This window comes from Streptomyces solincola, assembly GCF_002982015.1.
Taxonomy (GTDB): Bacteria; Actinomycetota; Actinomycetes; order Streptomycetales; family Streptomycetaceae; genus Streptomyces; species Streptomyces solincola.
In genome coordinates this window covers 1-10,836 of the sequence record NZ_PVLV01000348.1, presented here as the reverse complement: position 1 = coordinate 10,836, position 10,836 = coordinate 1, and the positions used below count along the sequence as shown (strand labels likewise).

Sequence of the window (10,836 nt, the reverse complement as noted above, 5' to 3'; positions counted from 1 at the left end):
CCCGGATGCGCTCCCCCGCGCCCGCGCCCCTTCACACCTCCCCCGTGCGCCCGCCCCCGCAGCCGGTGCACCCGCGATCAGGAGGAACACCATGGGCGACAAGGCGAACGCACATCCCGGGGCCGCCGGCAGGGCGATGACGGCCGGCCAGCCCTCCTCGGTACGGAACGTGGTGCTGGTCGGCCACAGCGGATCGGGCAAGACGACCCTGGTGGAGGCCATGGCGCTGACCGCCGGCGCGGTCAAGCGGGCCGGCCGGGTCGAGGACGGCGGCACGGTCTCCGACTACGACGAGATCGAGCACCGCCGGCAGCGTTCCGTACAGCTCTCGCTCGTCCCGCTGGAGTGGGACGGCTGCAAGATCAACCTGCTGGACACCCCGGGGTACGCCGACTTCGTCGGGGAGCTGCGGGCCGGTCTGCGCGCCGCGGACGCGGCCCTCTTCGTCGTCTCCGCCGCCCAGGAGGCCGACGCGGTCGCCGGCTCCTGCCGCGCGGTGTGGGAGGAGTGCGCGGCCGTCGGCATGCCCCGGGCGATCGTGGTCACCCACCTGGACACCGCCCGGGTCGACTTCGACGGGCTGACCGCCGTACTGGCCCGGATCTTCGGCGGCGACGACCCGGACGCCGTCCTGCCCCTGTACGTGCCGGTGCTCGGCGCCCAGCAGCCGGACGGGCACGCCCCGGCCACCGGACTGGTCGGGCTGCTCACCGAGCGGATCTTCGACTACGGGTCCGGGGAGCGGGTCGAGCTGCCGCCGGACGAGGCCCAGCGCCCGCTGATCGCAGCCGCCCGGGACCGGCTGATCGAGGGGATCATCGCCGAGAGCGAGGACGAGACGCTGATGGACCGCTATCTGGGCGGCGAGGAGATCGACCTCGCCACCCTGGTCGCGGACCTGGAGAAGGCCGTCGCCCGCGGGAGTTTCCACCCGGTGCTGGCGGCCGCCCCGGCCGCGCCCGGCGGGAAGCAGGGGCTGGGCACGGTGGAGCTGCTCGACCTGGTCACCCGGGGTTTCCCGACGCCGCTGGAACGTCGGACGCCGGCGGTCACCACCCCCGAGGGGCAGCCCCGCCCGGCCGTCGTCTGCGACCCGGACGGGCCGCTGGTCGCCGAGGTGGTGAAGACCTCCTCCGACCCGTACGTCGGCCGGATGTCCCTCGTACGGGTGTTCTCCGGCACCCTGCGGCCCGACGAGACGGTGCACGTCTCCGGCCACGGGCTGGCCGACCGCGGCCACGAGGTCCAGGACCTCCACGAGGCGGACGAGCGGGTGGGGGCGCTGTCGGCCCCCTTCGGCAGGCAGCAGCGGCAGCTCGACGCCTGCGTCGCCGGCGACATCGCCTGTGTGGCGAAGCTGTCCCGCGCCGAGACCGGTGACACCCTGTCCGCCAAGGACGACCCGCTGCTGATGGAGCCCTGGCACATGCCCGACCCGCTGCTGCCGCTGGCCGTCCGGGCGCACGGCAAGGCCGACGAGGACAAGCTGTCCCAGGGCCTGTCCCGGCTGGTCGCCGAGGACCCCACGATGAGGCTGGAGCAGAACCAGGACACCCACCAGGTGGTGCTGTGGTGCCTGGGCGAGGCGCACCGGGACGTGGCGCTGGAGCGGCTGCGCAGCCGCTACGGGGTGCAAGTGGACGTGGTGCCGCACAAGGTGTCGCTGCGGGAGACCTTCGGCAACCGGGCCGGCGGGCGCGGCCGGCACGTCAAGCAGTCCGGCGGGCACGGCCAGTTCGCGATCTGCGAGATCGAGGTGGAGCCGCTGCCGCCGGGCTCGGGCATCGAGTTCGTGGACAAGGTGGTGGGCGGCGCGGTGCCCCGCCAGTTCATCCCGTCGGTGGAGAAGGGCGTCCGCGCCCAGGCGGCCCGCGGGCTGCTGTCCGGCTATCCGCTGGTGGACGTCCGGGTGACCCTGCTGGACGGCAAGGCGCACTCGGTGGACTCCTCCGACGCCGCGTTCCAGACCGCCGGCGCGCTGGCGCTGCGCGAGGCGGCCGCCGACACCCGCATCGACCTGCTGGAACCGGTCGCCGCGGTGTCCGTACTGGTGCCGGACGAGTACGTGGGCACGGTGCTGAGCGACCTGTCCGGCCGGCGCGGCCGGGTGGTCGGCACCGAGCAGGCCGCCGGCGGCCGGACCCTGGTGCGGGCCGACGTACCGGAGATCGAGATCGGCCGGTACGCGGTCGAGCTGCGCTCCCTGTCGCACGGCACCGGCCGCTTCGACCGCGCCTACGCCCGCCACGAGCCGATGCCGCCGCAGATCGCCGGCAAACTCCGCGAGGCGGCCGGAGCCTGACGGCCGCTCACCCGGACCGGGGCGGGACGGCGGCTTTACGCCGTCCCGCCCCCGGGCAGGTGTGTCCCCGATAGGCTGTAGTGCCCTGCCCGGCAGGTGCGCGCCGCTCCTCGGCCGGAAGGACGCCGCGGGAGGCGGGCGCCTGGCGGGACTCGGGCCGCGCGGACGCCGGCGACGGCACGCGCGCCATAGGCGGACGCGGTGATGGGGGCGGCAGGTGGCGATGGACGGTTACGGTCCCGGGGCGCAGGTACCCCTACAGGGCGCCGGCGGGCAGACCGTGGCGATGAACGCGCTGGCCTCGGCCGCGTACCGGGACGTGCCGGTCGAGGAGATCCTCAAGGCGAACAACGAGCAGCACAAGTCGGAGGTCAGGCCGGGCCGCTTCGCCAAGCTGTTCCGGCCCAACCTCGGCGAGGCGTACTCCCGGGCCGTGCAGGTGCGGATGCTGGGCGGGGCGCGGGCCCCGCTGATCCAGTCCTTCGGCACCGAGCCGCAGCCGATCGTGGAGCACTGCCTGGCCGCGACCAACATCCGCAAGCGGCGCGACACCCTGCTCACCGGGATCACCGTGCTCTTCGGGGTGCTGTTCCTGCCCGGCATGCTGGTCTGGCTGGCCGTCTTCTACCTGCGGCGCGGGCTGGCCGGCCGCACCGGCACGGCCGGCGCGATGGGCACCGCGCTGCTGGCCGGCGTCGGCATCCTGATCGTGCTGTTCCTGTGGAAGCTGCCGTTCACCGGCCTGCCCGGGCTCTATCTGCGGGTCATGCTGATCGCCCCGGTGGTCGGCTGGTTCCTGGCCAAGCGGGTCTGCGAGGCCACCGCCCGCGACCTGAAGGACCGCTGGGCCGGGCTGCTGGCCGGCGGCGGGGTGGCCGCGAAGATCCCCGAGGCCGTGCCGCACGCCCCTGACCAGACGGCGGCCGAGGAGCTGCGCCAGTCGCTGGAGAAGCTGACCGCCGAGCAGCGCTCCAACGTCGTCTTCTACGCCGGCCCCAAGGGGATACTGGGCATGGGCACCCGCTGGGGAAGCTGGCACCTCGCCGAGGAGCTGGTCCCGCACGCGGGCAAGGAGATCCACGCCTTCCGGAGCTGGGACGTGATCCGGCCGATCCACGACCAGTTGAAGCTGCTGGAGCGCGGCACCCTGAAGACCGGCTTCCCGACCCCGTCGGTCAACCACTGGATCGTCTCCCCCGTCGGCGAGGGCGCGGGCGCCGTCGCCCGCCCGGACGGCGAGGACATCGTCGCCTACCAGGTCAAGCCGCACGAGATACAGCGCGTGTGCAACGAGAACCAGTTCGGCAAGGGCAACCGCCACTACCTCGGCGTGCAGTTCACGCTCTGGGACGGGCAACTGGTGCTGACCATGATGGTGACCGTCACCGCCCTGCTGCACACCCTGCGCATCGAGGTCACCGGACACGCCCTCGGCCCGGTGCACCCGCTGTTCACCACCCCGCCCGCGCCCAAGAGCAAGACGGTGTCCAAGTCGGTCCGCTTCTGGGAGACCAAGGACGTCCCGCTGCCGCTGGTGGACACCGACGAGGTGGTGCGCCTGGCCGTGCGGGCCCCGTTGACCTGGTTCCCCCCGGTGCTCGACCACCTGGGCGGCAGGCTGGTGCTGCCCGAGCCGTTCGGACTGCGGCACGCCTGGGCCGAGCAGCCCTGGCGGCACCGGTTCATGGCGGACGACGCGATCCGCGCGGCCACCCCGGTGATGCGCGCCGTGCACGCGGCGACCATCAAGTTCCTGGAGGAGCACGAGGTGGACACCCAGCGCTTCACCAACCGCTCCATGGTGCTCAGCGGGGCGGTGCAGGACGCGGCCCCGAAGAAGGCCGACAACTACGACGCGTGAGTCCGGGCCCCCCGCCGCGACGGGGGGCCCGGACGCGGCGGTGCTCAGGAGGCGGCCGCGTCCGGCCAGACGGCGGCCAGCATCGCCCGGGTGTCGCCGAGCAGCTGCGGCAGCACCTTGGTGTGGCCGATCACCGGCATGAAGTTGGTGTCCCCGCCCCAGCGCGGCACCACGTGCTGGTGCAGGTGCGCGGCGATCCCGGCGCCGGCCGCCCCGCCCTGGTTCATGCCGATGTTGAAGCCGTGCGCCCCGGACGCGGCCCGCAGCGCGGTCATCGCCTGCTTGGTGAACAGCGCCAGTTCGGCGGTCTCGGCGTCGTCCAGCTCGGTGTAGTCGGCCACGTGCCGGAACGGGACGACCATCAGGTGCCCGCCGTTGTACGGGTAGAGGTTGAGCACCGCGTACACCCGCTCACCGCGCGCGATGATCAGGCCGTCCTCGTCGGACTTGGCGGGCAGCGAGCAGAAGGGGCAGCCGTCGTCCGCGCCGGGACCGCTGGGCTTGTTCTCGCCCTGGATGTACGCCATGCGGTGCGGCGTCCACAGTCGCTGGAACGCGTCGGGCGACCCGACTCCGATCTGCTGCTCCGGCTCAGTCGTCATGCGAGCCAGCATATGCGCCGGTCCGGCGCGCACGCGGCGGAGGGGCGGCCCCTCGGACAGGGCCGCCCCTCGCCTGCCGGCACGCGCCGCGGTCAGACCTGGGCGCGGCTCTCCACCACGTCGACCAGCTTCCGCAGCGCCTGGTCGCGCGGGACGCCGTTCTCCTGCGAGCCGTCGCGGTAGCGGAAGGACACCGTGCCGCCGCTCATGTCGTCGTCGCCGACGATGATCATGAACGGGACCTTCTGCTTCTGCTGGTTGCGGATCTTCTTCTGCATCCGGTCCGAGGAGGCGTCCACCTCGACCCGCAGGCCCTTGCGCCGGGCCTCGGCGGCGAACTCGCGCAGGTAGTCCACGTGCGCGTCGCCGACCGGGATGCCGACCGCCTGGACCGGGGCCAGCCAGGGCGGCATGGCACCCGCGTAGTGCTCCAGGAGCACGGCGAAGAACCGCTCGATGGAGCCGAACAGGGCGCGGTGGATCATCACCGGCTGCTGCTTGGAGCCGTCGGCCGCGGTGTACTCCAGGTCGAAGCGGGCCGGGAGGTTGAAGTCGAGCTGCACGGTGGACATCTGCCAGGTCCGGCCGATGGCGTCGCGCGCCTGCACCGAGATCTTCGGCCCGTAGAAGGCCGCGCCGCCCGGGTCGGCGACCAGTTCCAGGCCCTGCTTCTCGGCCACCGCCCGCAGGGTCTCGGTGGCCTCCTCCCAGACCTCGTCGCTGCCGACGAACTTCTCCGGGTCCTTGGTGGACAGCTCCAGGTAGAAGTCGTTCAGGCCGTAGTCGCGCAGCAGGTTGAGCACGAAGGTGAGGGTGCGGTCCAGCTCCTCCGCCATCTGCTCCTTGGTGCAGTAGATGTGCGCGTCGTCCTGGGTGAAGCCGCGGGCCCGGGTCAGTCCGTGCACGACGCCGGACTTCTCGTACCGGTACACCGTCCCGAACTCGAACAGGCGCAGCGGCAGCTCGCGGTAGGAGCGGCCGCGCGCGTCGAAGACGAGGTTGTGCATCGGGCAGTTCATGGGCTTGAGGTAGTAGTCGACGCCCTCGTCGAGCTGCATGGGCGGGTACATGCCGTCGGCGTACCAGTCCAGGTGCCCGGAGGTCTCGAACAGCTTCCCCTTGGTGGCGTGCGGGGTGTAGACGAACTCGTACCCCTCCTCCTCGTGCCGGCGGCGCGAGTAGTCCTCCATGACCCGGCGGATGATGCCGCCCTTGGGGTGGAAGACGGCGAGGCCGGAGCCGATCTGCTCCGGGATGGAGAACAGGTCCAGCTCCGCGCCGAGCTTGCGGTGGTCGCGCTTCTCGGCCTCGGCGAGGAAGTCCAGGTGCGCCTTCAGCTCGTCCTTGGACGGCCAGGCGGTCCCGTAGATGCGCTGGAGCATCGGGTTCTTCTCGCTGCCGCGCCAGTAGGCGGCGGCGTTGCGCATCAGCTTGAACGCCGGGATGTTGCGGGTGGTGGGCAGGTGCGGGCCGCGGCAGAGGTCCTTCCAGCACAGCTCGCCGGTCTTGGCGTCGAGGTTGTCGTAGATGGTCAGCTCGCCGCCGCCCACCTCGACGTCCGCGCCGTCCTCGCTGGAGGCGGAGCCCTTGAGCCCGATCAGCTCCAGCTTGTAGGGCTCGTCGGCCAGCTCCTCGCGGGCGGCCTCGTCGCTGACGACCCGGCGGGAGAAGCGCTGGCCGCGCTTCTGGATCTCCTGCATCTTCTTCTCGACGGCCTTGAGGTCGTCGGGGGTGAAGGGGCGCTCCACGTCGAAGTCGTAGTAGAAGCCGTCCCGCACCGGCGGGCCGATGCCCAGCTTGGCCTCGGGGAACAGCTCCTGCACGGCCTGCGCCATGACGTGCGCGGTGGAGTGGCGCAGGATGTTCAGGCCGTCCTCGGAGGAGATCTCGACCGGCTCGACGGTCTCGCCGTCGGCGACCTGGTACGCGAGGTCCTTCAGCTCGCCCGCGATCCGGGCGGCGACCACGGTGCGCTCGCCGGGGAAGAGGTCGGCGGCGGTAGTGCCCGTCGTCACCACGCGCTCTTCCCGCTCGGAATCGCGTTGGATGATCACACGGACGTCTGACACCGGTCTCTCCTGACTGCTGAACACGGGGCGGCCATGGCCATGGCCGCGCGGTAGGCCATGTTAGCCAGCCGCCCCGGGGCCCCGCGAAACGCCTTTTCTCGAGGGAGCCCGACCTCAGCCGCCCTCCGCCAGGTAGTCGGGGCCCTCCTCGGGGGCCTTCATCAGCCGGTCGCGTTCGGCGTCGTCCACCTCGACGGCGGCCAGGCCGGTGGCGCCGGTCAGCCGGCGGAAGCCGCCGCGGCTCTCCAGCCGGCCGGCGACCCGGACCGGGAGTCCGGCCAGATGGGCCTGGCCGGCGGTGCGGTAGGCCTCCTCGTCCAGCGCGACCCGGATGTGCGGCACGTCCGCGCCGGCCAGCACCCGCAGGCGTACGGTGCCGGCGCCGCGCGGTCCGGAGCGCCGCATCCGCACGACCGTGCCGGTGATCCTCACCGGCACGGAGGGCTCGCCCTGGAGGTAGCGGGCGGCCGCCTCGCGCAGCGCGGGCAGGTCGCCGGGTGAGAACTCGACCGGTTCGGGCCGGGCGGCGCAGCCCTGGGGGACGCCGGCGGCGGGCGCCCACTGGAGGGCGATCCGGGCGCCCTCGGTGCCGCGGACCAGGGAGACCAGCGCTTCGGTGAGTTCGCGGCTGACCCCGGCGCGCACCGCGGTGTCGAAGGCGTCCGGCGAACCGGTGGTGCGCCGGTAGTCGACGGCCTCGCGGGCGGCGTGCAGGGCGTGGTGGAGGCGGACGGTGACGGCCCGGCCGGTGTCGGCGGGGACGAAGGCGGTGAGTCCGCCCTGGTCGCCGCTGCCGGCGGGTCCGGTGCCGAGGAGGACGCCGGTCAGGGCGGCCTGGGCGTGCCGGCGGTGACGGCTGCCGTGGTAGCCGGCGTGGGCCCGGGTGGCGAGGGCGGCGGCGAAGAGCACCTGGCGGGCGGCGGAGCGCAGGCGTTCCTGTTCGGTCCACGGGGTGGCGCCGAGGGGGCCCTGGGGGGTGTCGCGCCACCAGCGGATCTCGTCGCTGGGGACGGCGAGGGCGGCGAGCACCTCGCGGGCGGCGGGTGCGGCGCTGCGGGCGAGGGCGGTGAGGGCCTCGTCGAGGCGGTCGGCGCAGTCGGGGAAGGCGCGGTTCTCGGGGACGAGGAGGCTGGCGGGTCCGGCGCCGGGTGCGGGAGGCGTCCAGCGGCCGTACTGTCCGGCGGGGCCGCCGCGGCGGCGCCACCCGTGCCGGCCGAGGAGGGCGCCGAGGACGCGGGGGTCGACGGCGGCGGGGTCGAGGTCGCCGCGGTCCGCGGGTGCGGGTTCGCCGGGCGGGCGGTGCGTCACGGTCTTCCTCCTGCCCCGACGCGGGTCATGATCTCGCACAGGGCCCGGTCGTCGAAGATCCGGTGGGTGGGGATGCGGACGGTGGTGCGGCGCCGGCCGGTGACCGGGTGGCCGGCGAGGTCGGTCCAGTAGCAGCAGTGCCGCAGGGCGAGGGCGTCGTGGCCGGCGCGCAGCCAGTCCTCGCGGGTGCGCGGCGCGATCATGACGACGAGGATCTTGGGTACGGCGACGGGGGTGCGGGCCAGTTTCACCAGGTGGTCGTTGTCCAGGGTGAACGGGAAGGTGTCGCCGCCGGGTCGGGGCGGGAGCTGGTAGGTGCACTTGAGCTGCACCTTGACGGTGACCTCGTCGTCGACGGTGTGCGCGGGCGAGCCGTGGCTGACGTGCCAGTCGATGCCGTTGTCGGGGAAGGGCTGGGACAGCGAGCAGCCGGCCGCGGCGGCGACGGCGTGGAGGTAGCCGACCTGGAGGGTCTCCATGCAGGCGGTGGTGGCCAGTGAGCCGCGTACAGGTGCCGACGGGTCGCCGGCGAGGGGGGTTTCGGCCTGTTCGGGCCGTATGAGCGCCATGGCTCGCGCGCCTTCCCGGGGGTGACGGTGTGTCCGGCCGGGAGCTGTCAAGGTCCCGGGCCGTGTTTCTCACCTGTGTTGTCGCCGCCTGGCGTATGCCGCAAACAGCCCGGGTATCACCGAACCGGGCAGGGGGATCAGGCCATCTGCCGGATGGGAGCGAGGAGTTCGGGGTATGACGCTCTGGTTTGACGGCCCCCTGGCCGCATTCGACACGGAGACCACGGGTGTGGACGTCGAGCACGACCGGATCGTGTCGGCGGCGGTGGTGGTGCAGGACGCGGCGGGCGGGCGGGTGCGCACGACGCGCTGGCTGGTGAATCCGGGGATACCGGTGCCGGCGGAGGCCACCGCCGTGCACGGTCTGACGGAGGACCATCTCCAGCGCAACGGGCGGTGGCCCTCGCCGGTGGTGGAGGAGATAGCCCGGACGCTGGCGTCGCAGTGCGCGGTGGGGCGTCCGCTGGTGGTGATGAACGCGCCGTTCGATCTGACGCTGCTGGACCGGGAGTTGCGGCGGCACCGGGCGTCGTCGCTGGCCCGTTATCTGGACGGGGCGCCGCTGTGCGTGCTGGACCCGCGGGTGCTGGACCGCCATCTGGACCGGTACCGCAAGGGGCGGCGGACGCTGACGGACCTGTGCGCGCTGTACGAGGTGGAGCTGGCCGGTGCGCATGACGCGGCGGCCGACGCGCTGGCGGCGATGGAGGTGGTGCGCGCGGTGGGGCGGCGGTTCGCGGCCCGGCTGGAGCGGCTGTCGCCGGGTGAGCTGCACACGCTTCAGGCGGCGTGGCACGCGGCCCAGGCCCGGGGCCTGCAAGCGTGGTTCACGCGCAACGGCGCGCCGGAGACGGTGGATCCGTCCTGGCCGCTGCGCCCGGAGCTGCCGGCCGCGGCGGCCTGAGCCGGGCCCGGCCGGCGGGAACGCCGAAGGCCGGTCCTCGTGATGACGGACCGGCCTTCTTCGGTGGGCGATACTGGGATCGAACCAGTGACCTCTTCGGTGTGAACGAAGCGCTCTCCCGCTGAGCTAATCGCCCGGGAACGCACTGAACCATACAGGTCCCGGCGGTCCTCCTTCAAACCGCTTCCAGCCGGGCGGCCAGCCCGTGCCGGCCGGCCCGCATCATCCAGGCGTGGTTGGCGCGCAGCAGGGGCCGGGCGGGCAGGGCGAGGCGGCGCAGCAGGGGGCGGCGGGCGGTGACCTCCTGTTCGTAGCGGGCGAGGCTGCCGCCGGCGCCGTCGGTGACGACGGTCCAGCGGGCGTGTCCGTCCATGTCCCCGCCGAGGGCGCTCTCCAGCACGCGGGCGGCCGGGTCGCGGCGGCGTTCGGTGAGGGTGATCCGGAGCGTGTAGGGCAGGGCCGAGCGGATGTCGGCGGCGCCGGTGCGGGCGTCGAGCCGGACGACCCGTCGGACCTGGGGCCACCACAGGGGGTAGTCCTCGACCCGGGCGAGGGCGGCGTAGACGGTGTCGGGCGGGGCGGGCAGCCGCCACAGGGCGGCGAAGCGGTAGTGGTGCCGGTCCATGGACGAGCAGTGTGCCGGTACGGGGTTGAGTACCGGTACTCAGGCCCCGCGCGGGCGGCCGCCGGAGACTGCCCGACATGGACTCCGCACCCTCGTACCGTTCGCTGCCTCCGCGTGAGGAGCTGGACCTGCTGGACCGGGAGCTGGCCTGGCTGGACACCCGGCGCTCGCAACTGCTGGCCCGGCGGGCCTGGTTGCTCGGGGTGCTGCGCACCTCGTACGGGGCCGCGGGCCGGCCCGCGCCGGCCGCCGGCGCTCCGGCCGGCGGGGAGGCGTCCCGGCGCGGGGTGCGCGATGTGCTGCTGACGCTGGGCGGGACGCTGCTGGCGGTGGCGGCGATCGCGTTCGCGGTGGTCGGCTGGGACCGGCTGGGGGCGGGCGGCCTGTCGGCGGTGCTGACCCTAGTGACGGTGGCGGCGCTGGCGGCGCCCGCGCTGCTGCTGCGCCGCGGTCTGGGTGCGACGGCGGAGGCGCTGGCGGCGGTGGGGCTGGTGCTGACGGTGCTGGATGTCTTCGTGCTGCCGCTGGTGGCGGGCGCGGAGCTGGGCGCCTGGTACGCGGCCGGGGGTACGGCGGGGCTGGGGCGGGTGTGGGCG

At 73.6% G+C, this 10,836-nt stretch carries 8 protein-coding genes, 1 tRNA gene and 1 pseudogene; 4 read left to right on the top strand and 6 right to left on the bottom strand.

The genetic code is table 11. From position 1 onward, the window contains the following. The first annotated feature begins 91 nt into the window (after window positions 1–91). Window positions 92–2,302 carry an elongation factor G-like protein EF-G2 gene (locus tag C6N75_RS21300; RefSeq protein WP_105870514.1) on the top strand — a complete coding sequence of 737 codons (2,211 nt, stop codon included), beginning with the start codon at window positions 92–94 and terminating at the stop codon, window positions 2,300–2,302. A 223-nt stretch (window positions 2,303–2,525) separates the two neighbouring features. Next, window positions 2,526–4,163 carry a hypothetical protein gene (locus tag C6N75_RS21295; protein ID WP_181160560.1) on the top strand — a complete coding sequence of 546 codons (1,638 nt, stop codon included), beginning with the start codon at window positions 2,526–2,528 and terminating at the stop codon, window positions 4,161–4,163. A gap of 44 nt (window positions 4,164–4,207) precedes the next feature. Here C6N75_RS21295 and C6N75_RS21290 read toward each other — a convergent pair whose 3' ends face one another. The 4 genes from C6N75_RS21290 to C6N75_RS21275 form a co-directional block, all read right to left on the bottom strand. Then, the gene (locus C6N75_RS21290; protein ID WP_105870512.1) at window positions 4,208–4,777 is read right to left on the bottom strand and encodes an HIT family protein; all 570 of its coding nucleotides are present in this window, start codon (window positions 4,775–4,777) and stop codon (window positions 4,208–4,210) included. Between the two features lie 80 nt (window positions 4,778–4,857). Beyond that, window positions 4,858–6,834 carry a threonine--tRNA ligase gene (thrS, locus tag C6N75_RS21285; protein ID WP_105870511.1) on the bottom strand — a complete coding sequence of 659 codons (1,977 nt, stop codon included), beginning with the start codon at window positions 6,832–6,834 and terminating at the stop codon, window positions 4,858–4,860. 114 nt (window positions 6,835–6,948) lie between these two features. Then, the gene (locus C6N75_RS21280) at window positions 6,949–8,142 is read right to left on the bottom strand and encodes a hypothetical protein (RefSeq protein WP_258177524.1); all 1,194 of its coding nucleotides are present in this window, start codon (window positions 8,140–8,142) and stop codon (window positions 6,949–6,951) included. Continuing rightward, window positions 8,139–8,711, bottom strand: a complete 573-nt coding sequence (locus C6N75_RS21275) for a DUF4365 domain-containing protein (protein ID WP_105870510.1) — start codon at window positions 8,709–8,711, stop codon at window positions 8,139–8,141. Before C6N75_RS21275 ends, C6N75_RS21280 begins: the two co-directional genes overlap by 4 nt. Before the next feature lie 175 nt (window positions 8,712–8,886). Between C6N75_RS21275 and C6N75_RS21270 the strand changes: the two genes are divergently transcribed. Next, window positions 8,887–9,615 (top strand): 3'-5' exonuclease, encoded by a 729-nt coding sequence (locus C6N75_RS21270; RefSeq protein ID WP_105870509.1) that lies wholly within the window; start codon window positions 8,887–8,889, stop codon window positions 9,613–9,615. Window positions 9,616–9,679: 64 nt separating this feature from the next. On the opposite strand, the gene C6N75_RS21265 is transcribed toward C6N75_RS21270, so the two are convergent. Together C6N75_RS21265 and C6N75_RS21260 are read right to left on the bottom strand one after the other, a co-directional pair. Beyond that, a tRNA-Val gene (locus C6N75_RS21265) sits at window positions 9,680–9,751 on the bottom strand. Window positions 9,752–9,790: 39 nt separating this feature from the next. Further along, window positions 9,791–10,240: an SRPBCC family protein gene (locus C6N75_RS21260; RefSeq protein ID WP_105870508.1), complete on the bottom strand. Its 450-nt coding sequence runs from the start codon at window positions 10,238–10,240 to the stop codon at window positions 9,791–9,793. A gap of 77 nt (window positions 10,241–10,317) precedes the next feature. On the opposite strand from C6N75_RS21260, the pseudogene C6N75_RS21255 reads away from it, so the two are divergent. Further along, window positions 10,318–10,836, top strand: a pseudogene (locus tag C6N75_RS21255) (SCO7613 C-terminal domain-containing membrane protein); the annotation flags it as partial.